At 66.5% G+C, this 19,649-nt stretch carries 19 protein-coding genes, 1 tRNA gene and 1 other RNA gene; 8 read left to right on the top strand and 13 right to left on the bottom strand.

Features of this window, described 5'->3' with window-relative positions:
• Positions 1 to 108: 108 nt before the first annotated feature.
• The 3 genes from mvaD (at position 109) to ACQUQO_RS01510 (ending at position 3,074) form a co-directional block, all read left to right on the top strand.
• Complete coding sequence (gene mvaD / locus ACQUQO_RS01500) at positions 109 to 1,080, top strand: phosphomevalonate decarboxylase MvaD (protein ID WP_435076166.1); 972 nt, start codon at positions 109 to 111, stop codon at positions 1,078 to 1,080.
• 81 nt (positions 1,081 to 1,161) lie between these two features.
• Positions 1,162 to 2,286, top strand: a complete 1,125-nt coding sequence (locus tag ACQUQO_RS01505) for an NAD(P)/FAD-dependent oxidoreductase (RefSeq protein WP_435076167.1) — start codon at positions 1,162 to 1,164, stop codon at positions 2,284 to 2,286.
• Between the two features lie 119 nt (positions 2,287 to 2,405).
• A complete protein-coding gene (locus tag ACQUQO_RS01510; RefSeq protein WP_435076168.1) occupies positions 2,406 to 3,074 on the top strand; it encodes a hypothetical protein in 669 nt (222 codons plus the stop codon).
• Positions 3,075 to 3,146: 72 nt separating this feature from the next.
• Here ACQUQO_RS01510 and ffs read toward each other — a convergent pair.
• An RNA gene (gene ffs, locus ACQUQO_RS01515) (signal recognition particle sRNA) lies at positions 3,147 to 3,459 on the bottom strand.
• A gap of 33 nt (positions 3,460 to 3,492) precedes the next feature.
• Positions 3,493 to 3,903: a DUF7548 family protein gene (locus ACQUQO_RS01520; RefSeq protein ID WP_435076169.1), complete on the bottom strand. Its 411-nt coding sequence runs from the start codon at positions 3,901 to 3,903 to the stop codon at positions 3,493 to 3,495.
• A gap of 84 nt (positions 3,904 to 3,987) precedes the next feature.
• On the opposite strand from ACQUQO_RS01520, the gene ACQUQO_RS01525 reads away from it, so the two are divergent.
• Positions 3,988 to 4,305, top strand: a complete 318-nt coding sequence (locus tag ACQUQO_RS01525; protein ID WP_435076170.1) for a DUF5798 family protein — start codon at positions 3,988 to 3,990, stop codon at positions 4,303 to 4,305.
• A 33-nt stretch (positions 4,306 to 4,338) separates the two neighbouring features.
• On the opposite strand, the gene ACQUQO_RS01530 is transcribed toward ACQUQO_RS01525, so the two are convergent.
• Together ACQUQO_RS01530 and ACQUQO_RS01535 are read right to left on the bottom strand one after the other, a co-directional pair.
• Complete coding sequence (locus ACQUQO_RS01530) at positions 4,339 to 4,746, bottom strand: CoA-binding protein (RefSeq protein WP_435076171.1); 408 nt, start codon at positions 4,744 to 4,746, stop codon at positions 4,339 to 4,341.
• Between the two features lie 38 nt (positions 4,747 to 4,784).
• On the bottom strand, positions 4,785 to 5,624 hold the full coding sequence (locus ACQUQO_RS01535; protein WP_435076172.1) for a geranylgeranylglycerol-phosphate geranylgeranyltransferase: 840 nt from the start codon (positions 5,622 to 5,624) through the stop codon (positions 4,785 to 4,787).
• Positions 5,625 to 5,711: 87 nt separating this feature from the next.
• Here ACQUQO_RS01535 and ACQUQO_RS01540 point away from each other — a divergent pair.
• Positions 5,712 to 5,786, top strand: a tRNA-Arg gene (locus ACQUQO_RS01540).
• Positions 5,787 to 5,816: 30 nt separating this feature from the next.
• On the opposite strand, the gene ACQUQO_RS01545 is transcribed toward ACQUQO_RS01540, so the two are convergent.
• The 6 genes from ACQUQO_RS01545 to hutU all read right to left on the bottom strand — a co-directional run bounded on the left by ACQUQO_RS01545 (position 5,817) and on the right by hutU (position 13,083).
• Positions 5,817 to 6,134, bottom strand: coding sequence for a 2Fe-2S iron-sulfur cluster-binding protein (locus ACQUQO_RS01545; protein ID WP_435076173.1), 318 nt, complete (start codon positions 6,132 to 6,134; stop codon positions 5,817 to 5,819).
• The gene (locus ACQUQO_RS01550; protein ID WP_435076174.1) at positions 6,135 to 7,538 is read right to left on the bottom strand and encodes a selenium-binding protein SBP56-related protein; all 1,404 of its coding nucleotides are present in this window, start codon (positions 7,536 to 7,538) and stop codon (positions 6,135 to 6,137) included.
• A gap of 88 nt (positions 7,539 to 7,626) precedes the next feature.
• Positions 7,627 to 9,207, bottom strand: coding sequence for a histidine ammonia-lyase (gene hutH / locus ACQUQO_RS01555; RefSeq protein ID WP_435076175.1), 1,581 nt, complete (start codon positions 9,205 to 9,207; stop codon positions 7,627 to 7,629).
• Complete coding sequence (gene hutI, locus ACQUQO_RS01560) at positions 9,204 to 10,436, bottom strand: imidazolonepropionase (protein WP_435076176.1); 1,233 nt, start codon at positions 10,434 to 10,436, stop codon at positions 9,204 to 9,206. Before hutI ends, hutH begins: the two co-directional genes overlap by 4 nt.
• Complete coding sequence (gene hutG / locus ACQUQO_RS01565) at positions 10,433 to 11,353, bottom strand: formimidoylglutamase (protein ID WP_435076177.1); 921 nt, start codon at positions 11,351 to 11,353, stop codon at positions 10,433 to 10,435. Before hutG ends, hutI begins: the two co-directional genes overlap by 4 nt.
• On the bottom strand, positions 11,350 to 13,083 hold the full coding sequence (gene hutU, locus ACQUQO_RS01570) for a urocanate hydratase (RefSeq protein ID WP_435076178.1): 1,734 nt from the start codon (positions 13,081 to 13,083) through the stop codon (positions 11,350 to 11,352). The genes hutG and hutU overlap by 4 nt, the downstream gene beginning before the upstream one ends.
• Before the next feature lie 427 nt (positions 13,084 to 13,510).
• On the opposite strand from hutU, the gene nhaC reads away from it, so the two are divergent.
• The 3 genes from nhaC (at position 13,511) to ACQUQO_RS01585 (ending at position 16,256) form a co-directional block, all read left to right on the top strand.
• Positions 13,511 to 14,986, top strand: a complete 1,476-nt coding sequence (gene nhaC / locus ACQUQO_RS01575; protein ID WP_435076179.1) for a Na+/H+ antiporter NhaC — start codon at positions 13,511 to 13,513, stop codon at positions 14,984 to 14,986.
• Positions 14,987 to 15,034: 48 nt separating this feature from the next.
• Complete coding sequence (locus ACQUQO_RS01580) at positions 15,035 to 15,688, top strand: helix-turn-helix domain-containing protein (RefSeq protein ID WP_435076180.1); 654 nt, start codon at positions 15,035 to 15,037, stop codon at positions 15,686 to 15,688.
• A gap of 148 nt (positions 15,689 to 15,836) precedes the next feature.
• Entirely contained in the window at positions 15,837 to 16,256 is a 420-nt protein-coding gene (locus tag ACQUQO_RS01585) for a GlcG/HbpS family heme-binding protein (RefSeq protein WP_435076181.1), read from the top strand.
• A 49-nt stretch (positions 16,257 to 16,305) separates the two neighbouring features.
• Here the strand turns inward: ACQUQO_RS01585 and ACQUQO_RS01590 are convergent, their stop codons facing one another.
• The 3 genes from ACQUQO_RS01590 to sucC form a co-directional block, all read right to left on the bottom strand.
• Positions 16,306 to 17,148: a ZIP family metal transporter gene (locus ACQUQO_RS01590; protein ID WP_435076182.1), complete on the bottom strand. Its 843-nt coding sequence runs from the start codon at positions 17,146 to 17,148 to the stop codon at positions 16,306 to 16,308.
• Between the two features lie 472 nt (positions 17,149 to 17,620).
• Entirely contained in the window at positions 17,621 to 18,490 is an 870-nt protein-coding gene (gene sucD, locus ACQUQO_RS01595; protein ID WP_435076183.1) for a succinate--CoA ligase subunit alpha, read from the bottom strand.
• Positions 18,487 to 19,629, bottom strand: a complete 1,143-nt coding sequence (sucC, locus tag ACQUQO_RS01600) for an ADP-forming succinate--CoA ligase subunit beta (protein ID WP_435076184.1) — start codon at positions 19,627 to 19,629, stop codon at positions 18,487 to 18,489. The genes sucD and sucC overlap by 4 nt, the downstream gene beginning before the upstream one ends.
• Positions 19,630 to 19,649: the final 20 nt, after the last annotated feature.

Consider the following 19,649-nt stretch of genomic DNA (forward strand, 5'->3'; position numbering starts at 1 on the left):
ATGTCCGACCGAGTGCGGTTTGAGGGGTTCGGTTCAGCGGCTGGACCATCGGACTCGACGCGGAGCGCTTTCCGGGACGTTTATTCGCGCGTCACCCGCCGAACGGGTATGAAAGCCACCGCGCGGGCACACCCGATTCAGGGGCTCGTGAAGTACCACGGGATGCGCGACGCCGACCTCCGACTTCCGTACCACGACTCCATCAGCGTCTGCACCGCCCCGAGCAACACGACGACGACCGTCGAATTCGACGAATCACTCGACGGCGACCGCTACGTCGTGGATAGCGAACGTGTCGATGGACGTGGCCGCGAGCGCATCGAAGCAGTCGTCGCACACGTGCGCGAGCGCGCGGAAACCGATTTACCTGTGCGCTTCGAGAGTGTAAACGACTTCCCGACGAACGTGGGCTTTGGCTCGTCGTCGTCGGGCTTTGCGGCGGCGGCGCGGGCGCTCTGTGCGGCGGCGGACCTCGACCTCACCCTCCCTGAAATCTCGACCGTCGCACGGCGCGGGTCGGCTTCGGCCGCGCGCGCGGTGACGGGCGGGTTTTCGGACCTCCACGCCGGTCTCAACGACGAAGACTGTCGGTCCGAGCGCATCGACACGGGATTGGAAGACGAGCTACGAATCGTGAGCGCGCTCGTGCCAGCCTACAAGGAAACCGAGGAGGCCCACCGCGAGGCCGAGGCGAGCCACATGTTCGAGGCGCGACTCGCTCATATCCACGGCCAGCTCGCGGAGATGCGCGACGCGCTTCGGACGGGCGACTTCGAGCGCACCTTCGAACTCGCCGAGGGCGACTCGCTCTCGCTGGCCGCGACCACGATGACCGGTCCCGCTGGATGGGTCTACTGGCAGCCCGCGACGCTCGAAATCTTCGACGTGGTTCGTGACCTCCGCGAATCCGGCGTCCCAGCATATTTCTCGACCGATACGGGCGCGAGCGTCTACGTCAACACCACCGCAGAGTACGCAGAGCGCGTCGAGAGCGCCGTCGCCGACTGTGGCGTCGAGACAGGGGTCTGGGAGGTCGGTGGTCCCGCGCGCGTCCTCGATGACTCCGAGGCGCTGTTCTGAGTGGGTGGTGTGCCCGTCGGGCGTTCCGTGTGAACACTCGCGTTCTCAAGCCATTTAACCGACGACCTCCTCCCTACGACGATGCGAATCGCCGTTCTCGGGGCCGGTTACGCCGGTCTCACGCTCGCCCGCCAGTTGGAGAAGAAACTTCCGGAATCGGCGGACCTCGTCGTCGTCAACGACCGCCCGGACCACCTCGTCCAGCACGAACTCCATCGGGTAGTGCGCCGGCCGACCCTCGCCGACGAAATCACCGTCGCGCTCGACGAGGTTCTCGACCGTGCGACCGTTCGCGTCGCGCGCGTCACGGACGTCGACCACGAGCGAAACGTTGCGGAACTCGACGACGGCCGATTGGACTACGGCATCGGCGCGGTCTGTCTCGGGGCCGAGACGGCCTTTCATGACCTCCCCGGCGTCGAGGACCACGCCACCCCACTCAAGCGACTGCCCGACGCCGCGCGCATCCGCGAGGAGTTCCTCTCGCTCCCGGCGGGCGGGCGGGTCGTCGTCGGCGGCGCGGGGCTATCGGGCGTGCAGGTGGCGGGCGAGTTGACCGCGCTCGCGCGCGAGGAGGGTATCGACCGCGAGGTCCTCCTGCTCGAACGCCTCGGCAGCGTCGCCCCGAACTTCCCGGCGAACTTCCAGGAGGCGGTCCACGAGGAACTCGAACGCCGCGACGTGGCCGTCCGGACGGGGCGAGCCGTCGAGCGTGCCACCGATTCGACGGTCGAGTGCGGAGCGGAAGCAATCGACTACGACCAGTTCCTCTGGACCGGCGGTATCCGTGGGCCGGATGCACTCTCCGGCGAACGCCCGATGGTCCCCGATACGCTCCGCCTCGGCGGGGACACGTTCGTCGTCGGTGACGCCGGGCGCGTCACGGATGCCGACGGGGCGGCGGTGCCCGCGAGCGCCGCGGCCGCCGTGCGCGAGGCACGCAGCGTCGCCGAGAGCATCGTCACACTTGCCGAACACGACGAGGGTAGTGAGATATTCGAGCCGCGACCGGAACGGTTCAGGTTCGACGCGCCGGGCTGGCTGGTCAGCATCGGCGACGGCGCGGTGGCACAGGTCGGCCCGACGGTGTTTCGGGGAACGGCGGCGAAGGCACTCAAGACCACCGTCGGCGCGGGCTATCTCTCCTCGGTCGGCGCAATCGAAAACGCCGCCGACCTCGTCCGCGAGGAATTGGCGAGCGACTGAGCCGGCAGCCGACGGTCGATGGGCCGCGGCTCGTGTGGAGCGGCTGTTCACGGATGAAACGGTTGCTACCGGGAACAACTATCGAGGGTATTATGGTCCACACGCTGGCTGGTTGAGGTATGACCAGACGATTCGTGATAGCCGTGTTGCTCGCGGCCCTGCTCGTGCTCGCGGGCTGTTCGCAGCTCGCGTCGGCCCCGGGCGAGGAGACCGAGACGGCCACCGTCCAGTCGAACGCGACAACGACGAGCATGGCCGAGACGACCCAGACGGCGACGCGAGCACCGACCGAAACGATTCAGGGACAGGTCACGACCACCGCAACCGATACGCCCACTCCGACGCCGACACCGACGGCGACCGACACGCCCACGCCGACCGCAACCGATACGCCCACTCCGACGCCGACACCGACGGCGACCGACACGCCCACGCCGACCGCGACCGGTACGCCGACTCCAACGCCGACACCGACCGCAACCGATACGCCGACGGCGACGCCGGAACCGAAGTACGTCGTCATCGTCGGCGGTGAGCCGGACGACAAAGTGAACTACCGCATGACCGTCTCGGGGTCGATAGCACGCCGCGGGCAGAGCTACGGCGCACCCATCGACGACGATGCCGTCACGCAGGACCCCGACCTCGACATCATCTCCGGGTCGACCGTCGCCGGACGACTCGGCGGCGGCGGCGACGCCTACCGCATCACCGGCAACATCACGAGTTTCGAAAGTCAGGGCGACGTATCGGTCTACGTCAACGGCGAGGAGATCGACCTCGAATGAGTGCGCGATAGTTTCGGCATCGACGGACAACCAACGGGGAGCCGAGCGGTCTGACTGATGGTGAATGAATGGAGACGGACGCCCGGGATTGCCCGGCGTTCCGGCGCGGGGAAGCCCGCGTGCCTCCTCCACCCCGCGACCCGTCGAGCGACGGCTGTCCGGCGGTCCGCTGCTCGCTTCCGCGCCTGACGGACTGCCGCCGGTCAATCGCGGTCGGTCGTCCCTGCAGACGAACGGCCGCGAACCGCCGCCCCCGACGGACGAGGCTTCGACGTTGGCTTGCGGGGCCCGCGCCGGTCTGTCCGGACGCACCCGGGGTTCGGTCCCCGCTGAAGACCGTGGTGCGGGAAACGAGCAGGGCCTAACTGCCCGACCTAGTCCACCCGAACCTACCGAGTCCCCGAATAAGGACCTTTCGCTATACGAGTCCGAGCGCGCGGGTATACCACGCGCCGCTGGCCGGAATCACGAGCGAGACGAGCGCCAGCGTCCAGCGATGGAACTCGATGAGCGAGGTGGTCGTAAGTTGGAAGACGATGCTTTCGGGCACCGTCAGGCTCCACGCGAGCGACACGCCCGCAACGATGAGACCGAACACGAGCGCGACGCCAGCGGCGGTTGCGGGGTCGGTCCGTCCGGTGCGGCCGGCGGCGAGAACGATTGTCGTCACCGCCGCGAACAGTCCGCCGACGAGCGGGTTGAGTGCGCCGGCGGCGTAGTACGTCCCGACCGCCCCGCTGCCGAGACCGAGATACGGCGCGAGAAGCGCCAGCAAAACGAGACAACAGCCGACGATGCCGACCAGCGGGGCGACCCGCGACCCGTCCATACCCCTCTTCGACGTGGCAGCGCCTTAATCGCCCCGTTCGAGCGCGAACACAAAAGCCACGTAGCTCCGTGCCGACCCCTCGATATGGGACTCGGCACCACGGCAAAGAAGCTCCAGCGGGTGGCCGACATGGCCGAAACGCTCTACGAGAAGGTCGACGAGCTGCGCTCGCAGGTCAACGAGGTCAAGGCACACGTCGAAACCACCAGCCAGCGCGTCGAGCGCATCGAGCGCGACCTCGACGAGCAGCGTGCCGTCCTCGACGCGCTGGCGCGCGAACAGGACATCGATGTCGATTCGCTGGTCGCGGAGGCGGCCATCGAGGAAGCCGAACCCGGCGGCGGGAGCGACGGCGAATCGACGGCCGACGAGACGAACGAAACGACCGCGCCGGGCGAATAATCCGAGTCAGGACTCCACGGGCCACCACACGGTTCAGCAGAGGCGCTGGTGTTCGACCTTCATACATTTGTCCTCGACGACCTGCCGGCCGGCTTCCTCGGCGCGCTCGGTCGCCTCACTGTCTCGAATGCCCAACTGCGTCCAGATGACTGGAGAGTCATCGCGGTCGAGCGCCGCATCGACGATTCCACTCACTTCGTCGCTCGGCCGGAACACGTCGACGACGTCGATTGCTTCTTCGACATCGGCGAGCGAGTCATACGCCTGACGGTCGAGGATTTCTTCGGCGTGCGGGTTCACGGGAATCACGTCGTACCCGTGCTCACGGAGGTATTGGGGTATCTCGTGGGCGTCCTTGCCCGGCGTCGACGAACAGCCGACGACCGCCACCGTCTCGCCGTCGAGTATCGCGCGGAGTTCGTCATCGTCAGTGACTGGCATAGTAGCGGTAGGTCGCCAGCGAGGAAAAGAACACCGGCCTACAGGGCGACCGCGAGTCGGCCGACGACGAACGCCCCGCCGGCGAGGAACATCGCGTAGCTCAGGTGTTCCTGTCCGGCGGTCGGGTCGGAAAAGCTCTCGACGGCAGCGACGGCCATCACCAGATCGGCGACCGCGACGACGGCGAGATACGGCCAGCCAAAGGTCTCCTGAAGGTAGGGCAGCGGGCTGGCGAGCAGCGCGACCGCGAGCAGGGCCACGGCAAGCCAGAGCGCTGGCCGCTCGCCGATGGCGATGGGGAGGGTATTGAGTCCCTCGCGGCGGTCGCCAGCGATGTCCTCGACGTCTTTGACGATTTCGCGAGCCACCGTCGACAGCGCCGCGAGCGCGAACAGCACGACGACCGCCTCGGTAACCCGCCCGACGGCCGCCGCGCCGAACAGGAAGGTGCTCCCGCCGAGGTAGCCGACGACCGCGTTGCCGACGCCGGGCAAGCCCTTGAAAATCTCAGTATAGGCGACGAGCGCGAGGAGGTTGACGACGGCGATGGCGATGGCAGTGAGGGGCAAGGCGAGCGCGAGCACGACCGCGCCGGCGAACAGCAGCAGGCTGAACCCGAGCGCCACACGAGGCGTGACCGCACCGCGGGGAATCGGGCGGTCGGGCTGGTTGATTGCATCTATCTCGCGGTCGAAGTAGTCGTTCATCGCGTTGCCCGCGGCGGTGGCGAAGACGGTCGCGCCGACGGCCGCACCGACCGCCACCGACATACCGAGACCGCCGGCGACGAACGCGCCGATGAACGTGAGCATGCCCGCGGCGACGGCGTTCACGGGTCGAGTGAGTTCGAGCAGGCCGCGAGCGCGCTCGCCGGGCATGGCCACCCTCCCGCCGGTGGGCGGATAAAGAACGCGAAACGCGCCGACCGGGGGATTTAACTGCGACTCGCCGATAGCCCTCCCTGTGGGCGCTTAGCTCAGTTTGGACAGAGTACTTGGCTTCGGACCAAGCTGTCGCGGGTTCAAATCCTGCAGCGCCCATCGAACCGCACCGCGCCAGCGGTGTGTGAGTTATTTCCATGGATTCGAAACGAGGTCGGCTTGAACCGTCGTGCCGACCTCCACGTGGCAGTCCGAACGCGGCGTCGCTATACAGAGCAGGACGTATCCCGCCTCGCTATGCCGGGGCTTCAGCGCGCGCGGGCGTTCGACGTGCGCGAGGTCGCCGGCAATCAGACGGGCCGTACAGGTGCCACAGGCCCCATACAGACAGCCGTAGGGAAGATTCACTCCTGTTCGTTCGGCGGCTTCGACGACGGTTTCGGTACTATCGACCTCGATGGTCCGACATGGACCGTTCCGCCAGTCGAGCCGCACTTCGTGGAGCATCTACTGCCAGACATCGCTCGTACAGTCGCCGCCGGGCCAGCGTATCTCGTGGGCGCGTGCTGGCCCACCCGGTGCGTCGCCGAAATCGACGAGGAAGTCCTCGTCGAGTTCCATGCGGCCCTTCTCGGGAGAGACGTCGGCTTTCATCATGAGCGAGCCTCGCTCACCGATGTCGGGATAGAACTGGTTGTCCCACGACGAGAACAGCGAGGTGGTCCAGTAGAGCCGTCGGCCGTCGCGGCTGAGTTGCAGCATCTGTGGCGCACCGCGGATGTCGGTGCCCTGTATCTGCTGGCGGTCGCCGAAGTTGCCGCCGGCCCAGATTCGGTCGACCAGCCGCGGGTTGCCCGTGTCGCTGATGTCGTACATCCGGCAGTCGCCGTGCAGCCAGTTCGAGAAGAACAGATACTGGTCGTCGAGCGAGATGAGCGTGTCCGTTACGAGCCCCGGAACGGGCATCTCCCAGTCGGGATGCTCTCGGTCCTCGATGTCGATGACTTTCTCCCAGTCCCACGTGCCGTCGTTGCACTCCCAAAAGCGGATGATGTTCGAGGAGAGCGCCGCACCGACGTAGCCCTCGGTCGCCTCGGGGTTGTGGAGCATCCGAATCTCCAGCGGAATCAGCCCCTCCTCACCGAAGGTCAGCGTCTCGCGGTGCTCTCTCGTGTTCCAGTCCCAGATGTGGATACTGTCGCCGTAGTTGCCCGCCTCGACGTCATCGAGGTCGAAACCGGGATAGTAGGTCGTCGGGGCGGCCCACTCCGTCGAGAGCATCACGTCGTGTCGGGGCTGATACCAGTAGTCGTAGTTCATCGCCATGTCGCCGCGGTCGGCCTCCCAGTGGCCGTCGATGGTGAAGTCCTCCTGGTCGAGTTGCAGGAATCCGCCGGGGAGTTCGCCGTCTGCGTCCCCGAGCATGCTGATGACGATCTTCCCGCCCGGCACGCAGTGGACGGTGTGGGGTGCCGAGAGGTCGTACTCGAAGACCTCTTCCGGTTCGATGACGCGCTCGATTTCGGGGTTTCGTGGGTCCGAGGCATCGAGGACGTGGATGCGCGAGGAGCGCTGGCCGGGAACGACGAGGTGGTCACGCTGCAACCCCTCAGTATGACACGACGACGAGCAGCTGTTCCAGCCGAAGTGATGCAGCTCGTCGCCCCTGTTCGGCATCTCCACCGTGTCGATGAGTTCGCAGTACGTTGCCGATTCGGGGTCGATATCGACGACGCCGACGAAATCGGCTTTCTCACTGTTCATCCCGACTCGCGGTGCCATGACGAACGCGGTTTTCTCCCGAGCGGACTCGGTCCGCATTGCTGCGGGCGTCGGATAGCCCGGTCCCTCGACGTCGTGGTGTTCGTGGCCGTGCGCAGTCTCCGTCTCGCTCGGCTCGTCGGTGCTCATCGAAGCCACTATCGGTGAGATGCTAATAAATGTTCGGTGGCACCAATCCACATCCGCTCGACGGACCGAGAATGCGAGGACGACCGTGCTACGCCAGCGGCTCGTCGAGTGCGCGCTCGATGGTCTCGTCGAGCCGCCCCGCGGCCACCAGCTCCGTTGCGACCTCGATTTCGTCGTGAAGCGGTCGGTCCGCATCCAGCGGTGGCACGTGTTCGCGGAGCGCCCCGTAGGCCGCACCGGTGCCGGTGCCGGGGTCGAGGGCGTCGTCGACGAACTCCATCGCCTGCGCGCCACAGAGCAGCTCGATGCCAACCACGGTCAGCGCGTTCCCGACGGCGGTGCGGGCGTTGAGCGCGCTCTGGGTGCTCATGCTCACGTGGTCCTCCTGGCCGCCGCTCACGGGCGTGTTGTCCGTCGAGGGCGAGCCCAATGACCGGCTCTCGTTGACGAGCGCGGCGGCGCTGTACTGAGCTATCATGTAGCCAGAGCGCACGCCGCTCTCGGGCGTGAGGAACGGCGGGAGATGCTCCTCCTGAAGGTTCGGGTTGAGCAGTCGGTCGACCCGGCGCTCGGCGATGGCGGCGAGGTCGGTGAGCGCGTTCGTGGCGTAATCGAGTCGAAGTGCGAGCGGCGCGCCGTGGAAGTTCCCGCCCGAGAGCACGCCCGCGCTCTCGGTACCGCTCGCGCGGTCGTCGACCGCGCTTCCCGCGAAGACCAGCGGGTTGTCGGTCGCGCTATTTAACTCGATTTCGACCGCTTCGCGCAGATGGGAAACCGCGTCCCGGGCCGCGCCGTGGACCTGTGGGAGACAGCGAATCGAGTAGGCGTCCTGCACGCGGTCGCAGTTGCGATGGGACTCGACGATGTCCGAATCGGCGGTGAGGGTGCGGACGTTGCGCGCACTCGCGGCCTGTCCCGAGTGCGGGCGCACGTCCTGAATCGCCGGGTCACACGCGGCGGTCGTGCCCATCGAGACCTCCGTGGTGAGCGAACCGGCGACGTCCGCTCCCCTGAGTGCGCGCTCGGCATCGACCACACAGAGCGCACCCAGTCCCACAGTGAGCTGCGTGCCGTTGATGAGCGCCAGCCCCTCCTTCGCGGCGAGCGAGAGCGGTTCGAGACCGGCCTGCGCGAGCGCCGCCTCTCCATCGAGTCGCTCGCCGTCGACCTCGGCCTCACCCTCGCCCAGCAGCACGAGCGCCTGATGGGCCAGCGGGGCGAGGTCGCCGCTCGCGCCGAGGCTTCCCTGCGAGCGGACGACCGGATGCACACCTCGATTGAGCATCCTCACGAGGTGGTCGATGACGACCTCGCGAACCCCCGAATACCCCTTCACGAGGGCGTTGATTCTGGTGAGCAACATCGCACGCACTTCCTCCGGTTCGAGTTCGCGGCCCACACCCGAGGCGTGGCTCCGAACGAGATTGGTCTGGAGCTGTTCGCGGTCGCTCTCGGGGATGCGTTCGGTCACGAGCTGGCCGAACCCGGTGTTCAGCCCGTAGACCGCTTCATCGCTGTCGAGAACGTCCTCGACGCGCTCCCGCGATTCCCTGACGGCTTCGCGTGCGGCGTCGGCAATGGCGACTGTACGACCGTCGCGAGCGACCGCAGCCACGTCCTCGGGCGTGAGCGACGCGCCGTCGAGCATCACGGGTTCGCGGTCGCTCACCGTTGTCCTCCATCGACCGGCTCGCCGTCTTTGAGCACCGTCTCGATGGTGTTCACCCCGAAGTTGTACGGCACGTGGATATGCGACGGCGCGTCGACGATGGCCACGTCGGCCGGCATCCCCTCCCACAGTGTGCCCGCCTCGTTGGCCCTGTTGAGCGCGCGTGCGCCGCCGTGCGTGCCGGCGACGAGCGCCTCGGCGGGCGTCATCTCCATCCCGACACAGGCGAGTGCGATGGCGAAGCCCATGCTCTGGGAGTGACAGTTCGGGTTGAAATCGGTCGCCACCGCGACCGACCCGCCCTCATCGAGAAACGCCCGCGCGTCGGCGTAGTCCGCGCCGAGCGAGAAGGCCGTTCCGGGCAGGAGGACGGGTGTGACGCCCGCCTCGGCGAGTGCCGTGCGGTCGTCGTCGTTCGCGTGGAGCAGGTGGTCGGCGCTCGCCGCGTCCACCTCGGCCGCGAGCTGTGCGCCGCCGAGCCGGACGAACTCCTCGGCGTGGACCTTGGGGGTGAGTCCGTACTCCATCCCGGCTTCGAGCACCCGTCTGGACTGTGCGACCGAGAAGACGTCCTCCTCGCAGAAGACGTCACAGAACTCGGCGATTCCTTGGTCGGCGACCGCCGGGAGCTGGTCGTCGACCACTTCGTCGACGTACGCATCGGTGTCTTCGTCCTCGGGCACGGCGTGTGCGCCCATGAACGTCGGCACCACGTCGACCGGATGCTGCTCGTCGGCCTGCTGGATGACGTCGAGCATTCGCAACTCGGTCTCGGTGTCGAGCCCGTAGCCGGATTTGATTTCCACCGTGGTCGTGCCGTGGGCAAGCATCGTGTCGAGATGGGTGAGGAGATTCGAGAGAAGCTGTTCGTCGCTCGCCTCGCGGACGGCGCGCACAGTTCTGAGGATGCCGCCGCCCTCGGCGAGGATGTCCTGATAGTTCTCGCCGCCGAGCTTCGCCGCGAACTCGTCCGAGCGGTCGCCGGCGAACAGGCCATGCGTGTGGGAATCGACGAAGCCCGGAATCACGCTCCGCCCGCCTGCGTCGATGGCGTGGGTGGCGTTTTCGGGTGGATACTCGTCGGTGAGTTCGTCGGTCGGCCCGACCGCGGCCACGCGGCCGTCGACGACGGCGAGGGCGGCGTCTTCGTACGTTTCGAGCGGTGCGTCCGTTCCGGATCCGACGACGATTTCGCTCGCGTCGTGGACCACTGTCGTGCGTTCAGTCATGATGAATCTCCGGTGTATCCGCTGAGGAAGTGAGCGATTGCGCGCGCGCCCGCGGCTGCGGTCCGCCCATCGGTGTCGAGCGGTGGCGCACACTCGACGACCTCGAAGCCCGCCACACGGGCGTCGGCTGCGACCGCCCGCAGCGTTCGAAACAGCTCGCGCGTCGTGAGTCCGCCGGGTGTGGGTGCGCTCACGCCCGGTGCGGCCGTCGCGTCGAGTACGTCGAGGTCCACGCTGACGTAGACCGCATCGACCTCGGCCATCGCGTCGAGTGCGCGCTCGGCGGCCGTCACGGAACCGCTGCCGACCGCCTCGCTCGTGACGATTTCACCGTTCTGCTCGCGGACGTACTCGGCATAGGTAGTGGAAGTCTCGAAGTGGCGCGCGCCGACACAGGCGTAGGCATCGAGACCCGATTCGTGAAGCTGTCGGTAGGGCGTTCCGCTGGTCGGCCCGTCGCGCACCTCACGGCAGTCGAGATGGGCATCGAAGTTGATGACCCCGAGTGACTCCGAGAGCAGTGGGGCAGCGTTCGGGTAGGTGAGCGAGTTGTCGCCACCGAGGAAGACCGGCAGCGCGTCGCCGGCGTGAATTTCACGGGTACTCTCGCGGACGGTTTCCTGCACCGCACCCACATCACCATCCGGAATCTCGATGTCGCCGCAGTCGCCGACCGAGCCGACGGGTCCCGACTCGAAGTGATGGGTCTTGACGCCGGCGAGTTCCTCACGAAGTGCCGCCGGTCCCTCGCGCGCACCGCGCCGACCGATAACCGCGCCGTCGTACGGCTCGCCGACGAGCACGGCGTCGAACTCGCCGGCGTCGTCGATGGCCGTCGGCTCGACGACATCGCCGAACTGCTCGTCGTTCGGGTCCCCGGAGGGACCGACCCACGCTGGCGGCTCGCGCAGGTTCATCGTCGGTCCCGCATCGGCACGGGCACGTCGGACTGGTCGGTCTCGTCGATGGCCTCGTCGTAGCCCGCGTCGGCATGGCGAATCACGCCCATGCCGGGGTCGGTCGTGAAGACCCGCCGGGCCTTCTCGGCCGCGAGGTCGGAGCCATCGAGCACGACGTGGTTGTTCGCGTGGAGCGCGTTGCCGATGCCGACGCCGCCGCCGTCGTGGACGCTCACGATGTCCGCACCCGCCGCGCAGTTGAGCAGGGCGTTGAGGATCGGCCAGTCGGCGACCGCATCGGTGCCATCCTTCATCGCCTCGGTCTCGCGGTGCGGGCTGGCGACGCTGCCCGCATCGAGGTGGTCGCGCGTGACGACGATGGGTGCCGAAATCTCGCCCTCCGCGACGAGTTCGTTGATCCGGAGCGCGAAGCGGGCGCGCTCGGTGAGACCATCATCGGTTTCATAGCCGAGCCAGCAGACCCGCGAGGGAAGGCCCTGAAAGGAGACCTGCTCCTGTGCGAGGTCTATCCAGCGGGTAAGCGAGTCGTTCTCGGGGAACAGTTCGGTGACCGCCTCGTCGGTGCGGTGGATGTCAGCGGGGTCGCCTGACAACGCCGCCCACCGGAACGGCCCGCGACCGCGACAGAACATCGGACGGATGTACGCCGGGACGAACCCCGGAAAATCGAAGGCGTCCTCGCGCCCGCGATGCTCCTCGACCTGTCCGCGGAGGTTGTTGCCGTACTCGAAGGCGACCGCGCCGCGCTCCTGGAGGTCGAGGACCGCGTCGACGTGGCGCTCCATGGTGTCGAGGCTTGCCTCGACGTAGCGCTCGGGGTCAGATTCCCTGAGGTCGTCGGCCTCCGCGACCGTGTAGCCGCTCGGGTAGTACCCCTCAAGCTCGTCGTGGGCGCTCGTCTGGTCGGTCACGATGTCGGGGACGAACTCGCGGTCGGCCATCGCTTCGAGCATGTCCGCGACGTTCATCTCGACGGCGACGCTGTAGGGTTCGCCAGCTTCGGCCGCTGCCTCGGCGGCTTCGAGCGCTTCGTCGAGGCTCTCGGCGCGTTCCATCAGGTAATCGGTCTCCAGTCGGCGCTCGATGCGGCGGGCGTCGACCTCGGCGGCGATACACACACCTCGATTCATCGTGACCGCGAGCGGCTGCGCACCGCTCATCCCGCCGAGACCGCCCGTGGCGACGATCTTGCCTTCGAGGTCGCTCTCGTACTCCTGTCGGCCGAGTTCGGCGAGCGTCTCGTAGGTCCCCTGGATGATGCCCTGCGTGCCGATGTACGCCCACGAGCCGGCGGTCATCTGGCCGTACATGATCTTGCCCTCGGCTTCGAGTTCGTGGAAGTGCTCCCAGTCGTCCCACTTCCCCACCAAATTCGAGTTCGCGATGAGCACCCGTGGCGCGCGCTCGTGGGTCGGGAACCGTCCCACAGGTTTGCCCGACTGCACGAGCAGGGTTTCCTCGTCACCCAGCTCGCGCAGCTCGTCGAGGATGGCGTCGTAGGCGTCCCACGAGCGGGCCGCACGACCCGTGCCGCCGTAGACCACGAGGTCTTCGGGGTTTTCCGCTACCTCGGGGTCCAAGTTGTTGTTGAGCATCCGGAGGGCGGCCTCCTGTCGCCACCCCTCGCACTCGATGTCGGTGCCGGTCGGTGCGCCCCGGTACTCGCGCCACTCATCCGACGGTTCGCCGATGCCGGTGTCGGTCGATGCGGGTTCTTGTTCGCTCATCAGGGGAGTGTATGCGAACGACACACGAGACAGTTCGCCCTCCGCTTGGAGCATTATTTATTAGCACAAACGTCTCCCTGTGTGGACGAGTGTTCACGTCCGGTCCAGACGGGGACGAACCAGCAACCTCGTCGAGATAGTGAACGGTTGTCATCTCGGGTGAGAACTTAAACACCGCTCCATTCGGTAGGTGACCATCCTTGCCTGTTCTGGAACGACGGAGTGTTATGGGAACGGCTACCGAACGGCAGACGTGTGGACTGACGTGTCGATTCGTCCCGTGGCGATGGCTGTCGCCGGCCACAGAGCAGGTGTCGCCCGTGAAACCGATGTGTTGTGGCCGATACGATGGTTCCGACGGAACGCACGGGAACAAGCGGAGTGAAAAGCCATTTAGTGGGGCTACCACCGACGGTGAGGTGAACGGATGGTAGCCTACGAACCGCGATTGTTCGAGGACATCGCTCCCGACGAACGGCCGTCGCTCACGGCGTCGCTCGTTCCCGTCGCGGCGATGATACTCTTCCTCAGCGTCGGCATCGTCGTCTTCGGCTTGGACCCACAGTTCCCGCTGTTTTGGGGCATCGCCTTCACCGGGTTGTTCGTCCGCTATCACCTCGGCTTCTCGTGGGACGCCCTCTACGACGGCATCACCGACAGCATTCTGATGGGAATGCGCGTCATCCTCATCATGTTCGTCGTCTACGCGCTCATCGCCACGTGGATTCAGGCCGGAACCATTCCGGGGCTGATGTACTACGGTCTCGAACTCCTCACGCCAGCGATATTCCTGCCGCTGACAGCCGTGCTCGCCGCAATCGTCTCCTTTGCGGTCGGCTCGTCGTGGACCACCGCGGGCACGCTCGGGGTTGCCTTCATCGGCATCGGCTCCGGTCTCGGGATTCCCGCCCCGATGACCGCCGGAGCCATCCTCTCGGGGGCGTACACGGGCGACAAGCAGTCGCCGCTGTCGGACACGACGAACCTCGCGGCCGCCGTGACGAACACCGACCTCTACGACCACATCAACGCGATGCGTGCCGGGACGCTCGTCGCGTTCGGTCTCTCGGTCGTCCTCTACGTGTTCCTCGGGCTGAGCGCGTCCGGGAGCATTCCCGCCGGGCGCGTCGGCGCGATTCAAAACGCCATCGCGGGCTCGTACGCCGTGACGCCGCTCGTGTTCGTCCCGCTGGTCGTCACCTTCGGACTCGCCATCTACGGGATTCCGGCGCTGCCGACGCTCGGGACGGGCGTCTTCGCGGGCGTGCTCACCTCGGTGGTCGTCCAAGGGACCGACTTCGCCGCCGCGTGGACGGCCGCCCAGTCAGGTACCGGGCCCGAGACGGGAATGGAACTCGTCAACGGGCTGCTCGAAAGCGGCGGGCTGCTCGGCGGCGCGTGGATCGTGACGATTGCCCTCGCCGCGCTCTCGCTTGGCGGCATCCTCGAACGGGCCGGGATTCTCGCCGTGCTCGCCCACCACCTCGGCCGGTTGAGCCGTGGCGTGGCGAGTCTCACCGGCGTGACGGCGATCTCGGCCGTTGCGATGAACATGCTCGCCGCCGAGCAGTACATCAGCATCGTCGTGCCGGGGATGACCCTCAGAAACCTCTACAGCGAGCAGGGACTGAAGAGCAAGAACCTCTCGCGTGCCGTCGAGGCCGCCGGGACGACGACGGCCGCACTCATCCCGTGGGGCAGCGGCGGGCTGTTCATGGCCGGCACGCTCGGCGTTCCGACGCTCTCGTATGCCCCGTACTACTTCTTCGGGTTCCTCTCACCGCTCGTTCTCCTGCTCATGGGAGTGACCGGCTGGCAGATCGCGTACGAAGACTCCGAGAAAGCCGACGACACTACGCCGGCGAGTGGTGGAACCGCGTCTGCCGCCTCCAGCGAGGATTGACCTCCACCTGGAGCAGGGTTTAGGACGATGCGGCCGTTCCCCCGACGTATGTACGAGGCGACATTTCGAATCGAGGGCGATGGGACCTATGCCGCCGCGACCGCCGGCACGGACGCCCGCGTCGAGCTGTGGTGTAACGACCACTGTGACCTCCTGTACGTCACGGAGGACGCGACCGACGAGATTCTCGCCCACGTCCGCGAGGAGGTCGGCGTGCAAGACCGCCTCCAGCGGCCGGACGAGGTGGTGATAATCACCGGCGAGTGTCTGAAGCGTCACGAGGGGAACCTCATCGAGACGTATCTCGCGCGCCACGACTGCCTGCTCCTCCCACCGTTGCGCTACGCCGACGGCGCGAAATCCTGCCGCGTGCTCGCGCTCGATCCGGCCAACCTCACGTCGTGTTATCGCGCCCTTCTCGACGATGGGTTCGCCGTCACCGTCGAGCGCAAGCGCGAAATCGAGACCGTCGCCCACGACGCGCCGTTACTCACCCTCGACGGCGTCCTTCCCGACCTCTCGCCCCGCCAGCGTGAGACGTTCGCGACCGCATACGACAACGGTTACTACGAGATTCCCCGAGAGACCACGACGACTGCCATCGCCGAGACGGTCGGCGTCGAGCGACGCACCGCCGAAGAGCACCTCCGACGTGCGGAGAACAAACTCGTCGCGGCGCTCATCGAGTACGTGCGCGCTTAGAGCACGCCGAGCGCGCTCACGAGGTGAGTCATGCCGGCGACCAGCGGCACGAGGATGACCGTCCGCATGACGAACAGCGCCACGAGGTCGCGAAAGCGCACGGACGTTCAGGTTTTGTGTGATGGGCGAGAACGGATGGGTGGAGAACATGGTAGCAACCATCCCACTCGAACGAGCGACGACGGTAATCGAAGCGGCCGAACAGCATGCCGAGGCAATCGGCGTTCCGTCGGTGCTCACGGTGTCGAACTCGGAGGGGAACCTCGTCGCCCAGCATCGGATGGACGGGGCGTGGCTGCCGAGCGTCACTATCTCCCGGAACAAGGCCTACACAGCCGCCGGGCTGGAGATGCCGACCCACGAACTCGCCGAGGCGGTCCAGCCCGGTGGCCCGCTGTACGGTCTCCAAACGACCGACGAGGGCCGACTCGTCGTCTTCGGTGGCGGGTTCCCGCTCGAAAGCGGTGGCGAAATCGTCGGGGCAATCGGGTCGAGCGGCGGGATGCCCGACGAGGACGTCGAAATCGCACGCGCCGGCGTCGAAAAGTTCGATGAACTGAGCGAGTAGCGACGCTCGACGGTTCGCGGGGTCCGGGAACGAACGGACAGTATCGAACTCAGCCGAGCGCGACGTCGAGCGAGAGCATCACGACGAGACCAACGATTGTGCCGAGCGTCGCCACCCGTTCGTGGCCGCGCTCGTGGGTCTGGGGGACGATTTCGTCGATGATGACGTAGAGCATCCCGCCGGCGGCAAAGCCCATCGCGTAGGGAAGGAGGGGTTCGGCGAACGAGACCGCGACCGCGCCGAAGACCGCAATAGGTAGCTCGACCAGCCCCGAGCGAATCCCCGTCACGCCGGCGTAGAACAGCGAGCCGAGCCCGGCGTTGCGGGCGGCGACCGCGACCGCAAGTCCCTCGGGGATGTTCTGAATCCCGATGGCGGCCATTAGCGCGATGGCGTTGCTCAGATTGCCCGAGCCGAAACCGACGCCGACCGCGAGCGCTTCGGGCATGTTGTGCAGCGTGATGGCGACGATGAAGATTATCAGGGGTGTGATGCGCCCGTCGGCGGCCGTCCGGTGGGCCGCGACCGCCTCGCCGCCATCCGTCGATAGCTCCTCGCGGCTGCGGCCGGTGACGAGGCGCTGGACGTACGGCACCCACTTCTCGCCGCGGTCGAGCACGAGCGCGCCGAGCAGGATGCCGACGACGACCGGGAAGAGGCTGCCGTTGGCATAGTCCTCGATACCGGGGATGATGAGGCTCGTGAAACTCGCCGCGAGCATCACCCCACCCGCAAACCCGAGCGCCCCGTCGAGCGCGCGCTCGCTCGGATTTCGCCAAACGACGACCGACAGCGCACCGACGGCGTTGAGACCGGCGATGACCAATCCGCCGACGAGTGCCTGCCATACCGGGTCCGTGCCGGCCACTCGAACGAAAAATTCCTCTAACATGCGACCAGCACCTCACGAACCGGTCGGGTCCCGGCAGTCATCGAAACCATCCCTGCCGAGGAACTTTACTGTGTCTCATCTAACTACTGAATTAGACGGGACAAAGATATGGGTTTCGCCTCTAAAACAGTCCCATTCGACAATCGTCCGTGTTCGTTCGCTGCGAGAGAAAACGGGCCGGCCGGTTGACCCCCGGCCCGTGGTTCGCGTATGCTCCCACACTCGGCGGCCCCGTGTCGGCCGAGCGTAGCGCAGACCCCGCGTGTCTGCATCGCACGCTTGAACGGCTAGTATCTTAATAGTTGTTACCAGTTACCACTATCGAAAGCGTCCTCGTGTGGCTGCAAAGCGCAATCGCTCACGGAATCGGGGACGGTTATCCGACAGTCTGCGTGAACACGACCGGGCCGACCGCCAGCCCCCGGACGCGACGGACTCTCAAAACAGACAGAAAACGAGCGTCGCCGTCGGCTTACAGCAGTTCTTCGACGCTGTCGGCGACTTCCTCGGGCGTGTCGCCGACGGGCACGCCGGCCTCGCTCAGCGCCTCGATTTTGCTTTCTGCGGTCCCGGCACCGGAACCGCTCACGATGGCTCCGGCGTGGCCCATGCGTTTGCCGGCCGGCGCGGTCCGGCCCGCGATGAATCCCGCAACCGGTGTGTCCATGTTCCCGTCGATGAATCGGGCGGCCTCCTCCTCGTCGGTGCCGCCGATTTCGCCACACATCACGACCGCCTCGGTCGCGGGGTCCTCCTCGAACAACGAGAGTGCGTCGACGAAGTTCGTCCCGATGATGGGGTCGCCGCCGATTCCTATCGCTGTGGTCTGGCCCAGTCCGCGGTCGGTGAGGTTATCGACCACCTGATAGGTCAAGGTGCCCGAGCGCGAGATGAGACCGACATTGCCCGACGAGAAGATGTTACCCGGCAGGATGCCCAGCTTGGCCTCGCCGGGCGTAATTATCCCCGGGCAGTTCGGCCCGATGAGGTGTTTATCGGTCTCGCCGAGGCGTTTTTTGACGCGACTCATGTCTTGGGTCGGGATTCCCTCGGTGATGGCGACCACGAGGTCGACGGGCGAGTCGAGCGCCTCGAACAGCGCGTCGGCCGCAAACGCCGGCGGGACGAGTACGACGGAAGCGTCGGCGTCCTCGGCCTCGGCGGCTCCTTCGACCGTGTCGTAGACCGGAACTCCATGTACCTCCTCGCCGCCACGTCCGGGGACCGCGCCCGCAACGACGTTCGTCCCGTACTCCATCATCTGGCCGGCGTGGAACTCGCCCTCACCACCGGTGATTCCCTGTACGACCACCCGAGTGTCGTCGTCGACGAGCACGCTCATCGTGCACCTCCGGCGTGCTCGACGGCTCGCTGGACTGCGCCTTCGAGCGTCTCCTCGACGTCGAGCGCGTCGGCGTTCAGGATGTCCATCCCCTCCTCGGCGTTCGTCCCCGCAAGCCGCACGACGACGGGTTTCGGGAGTTCGTCGAACTCCTCGATAGCGCTGTTGATGCCGCGTGCCACCTCGTCGCCGCGGGTGATGCCCCCAAACAGGTTGAAGACGACGCTATCGACGTTGTCGTCCGAAAACACCATGTCGAGCGCGTTCGCCACGCGTTCGGCCTTCGCGCCGCCGCCGATGTCGAGGAAGTTCGCCGGCGTCCCTCCATAGTAGTCCACGAGGTCGAGGGTGGTCATCACCAGCCCCGCACCGTTGCCGATGATTCCGACATTGCCGTCGAGACGGACGTAATCGAAGTCGTACTCGTTGGCCTTCGCCTCCAAATCGTCGCCGGCGGCTTCCTCTTCCATCTCCGCGAGGTCGGGCTGGCGAAAGAGCGCGTCGTCGTCGATGTTCATCACTGCGTCGGCCGCCACAACCTCGTTTTCTTCGGTTATCATCAGCGGGTTGATCTCGGCCTCGCTCGCGTCACGGTTCTCCCAGAGGTCGAACAGCGTCGTGAGCACGCCTGCGACATCGGAGGCGACCTCGCGGTCGACGCCCGCATCGTAGACCGCCCGGTTGGCTTGGTAGTGGTGCATGCCGAAGGCAGGGTCGACGTGCTCGCGGGCGATGGCCTCGGGATGCTCCTCGGCGACCGACTCGATGTCGACGCCGCCCTCGGAGGAGACCATCGCCACGGGTTTACCCTCGCCGCGGTCCATCGTCACACCGACGTAGAGTTCGTCGACGAAATCCACAGCCTGCTCGACGAGCACGCGCTCGACGGTGTAGCCCTTCAAGTCCATGCCGAGGATGGAGTCGGCGGCCTCGCGCGCTTCCTCGTCGTTCTCGGCGAGTTCGATGCCGCCGGCCTTGCCCCGCCCGCCGACGTGGACTTGGGCTTTGACTGCGACCGGATAGCCGATTCGCTCGGCCGCAGCGAGCACCTCGTCGGTGCTCTCGGCCAACTCCGCATCGGGTGTCGGCATCCCGGCCTCGGCGAAGACCTCTTTTGCCTGATATTCGTGGAGTCGCATCACCTCGTGAGGGGGCTGCC

This window comes from Halococcus sp. AFM35, from assembly GCF_051195015.1.
In the GTDB taxonomy this organism is placed as follows: Archaea; Halobacteriota; Halobacteria; order Halobacteriales; family Halococcaceae; genus Halococcus.

What these genes read in the sequence shown, in the direction of transcription:
- mvaD (WP_435076166.1), top strand. Translation starts at nt 109, where the DNA reads ATGAAAGCCACCGCGCGGGCACACCCGATTCAGGGGCTCGTGAAGTAC.
- ACQUQO_RS01505 (WP_435076167.1), top strand. Translation starts at nt 1,162, where the DNA reads ATGCGAATCGCCGTTCTCGGGGCCGGTTACGCCGGTCTCACGCTCGCC.
- ACQUQO_RS01510 (WP_435076168.1), top strand. Translation starts at nt 2,406, where the DNA reads ATGACCAGACGATTCGTGATAGCCGTGTTGCTCGCGGCCCTGCTCGTG.
- ACQUQO_RS01520 (WP_435076169.1), bottom strand. Translation starts at nt 3,903, where the DNA reads ATGGACGGGTCGCGGGTCGCCCCGCTGGTCGGCATCGTCGGCTGTTGT.
- ACQUQO_RS01525 (WP_435076170.1), top strand. Translation starts at nt 3,988, where the DNA reads ATGGGACTCGGCACCACGGCAAAGAAGCTCCAGCGGGTGGCCGACATG.
- ACQUQO_RS01530 (WP_435076171.1), bottom strand. Translation starts at nt 4,746, where the DNA reads ATGCCAGTCACTGACGATGACGAACTCCGCGCGATACTCGACGGCGAG.
- ACQUQO_RS01535 (WP_435076172.1), bottom strand. Translation starts at nt 5,624, where the DNA reads ATGCCCGGCGAGCGCGCTCGCGGCCTGCTCGAACTCACTCGACCCGTG.
- ACQUQO_RS01545 (WP_435076173.1), bottom strand. Translation starts at nt 6,134, where the DNA reads ATGCTCCACGAAGTGCGGCTCGACTGGCGGAACGGTCCATGTCGGACC.
- ACQUQO_RS01550 (WP_435076174.1), bottom strand. Translation starts at nt 7,538, where the DNA reads ATGAGCACCGACGAGCCGAGCGAGACGGAGACTGCGCACGGCCACGAA.
- hutI (WP_435076176.1), bottom strand. Translation starts at nt 10,436, where the DNA reads ATGACTGAACGCACGACAGTGGTCCACGACGCGAGCGAAATCGTCGTC.
- hutG (WP_435076177.1), bottom strand. Translation starts at nt 11,353, where the DNA reads ATGAACCTGCGCGAGCCGCCAGCGTGGGTCGGTCCCTCCGGGGACCCG.
- hutU (WP_435076178.1), bottom strand. Translation starts at nt 13,083, where the DNA reads ATGAGCGAACAAGAACCCGCATCGACCGACACCGGCATCGGCGAACCG.
- nhaC (WP_435076179.1), top strand. Translation starts at nt 13,511, where the DNA reads ATGGTAGCCTACGAACCGCGATTGTTCGAGGACATCGCTCCCGACGAA.
- ACQUQO_RS01580 (WP_435076180.1), top strand. Translation starts at nt 15,035, where the DNA reads ATGTACGAGGCGACATTTCGAATCGAGGGCGATGGGACCTATGCCGCC.
- ACQUQO_RS01585 (WP_435076181.1), top strand. Translation starts at nt 15,837, where the DNA reads ATGGTAGCAACCATCCCACTCGAACGAGCGACGACGGTAATCGAAGCG.
- ACQUQO_RS01590 (WP_435076182.1), bottom strand. Translation starts at nt 17,148, where the DNA reads ATGTTAGAGGAATTTTTCGTTCGAGTGGCCGGCACGGACCCGGTATGG.
- sucD (WP_435076183.1), bottom strand. Translation starts at nt 18,490, where the DNA reads ATGAGCGTGCTCGTCGACGACGACACTCGGGTGGTCGTACAGGGAATC.
- sucC (WP_435076184.1), bottom strand. Translation starts at nt 19,629, where the DNA reads ATGCGACTCCACGAATATCAGGCAAAAGAGGTCTTCGCCGAGGCCGGG.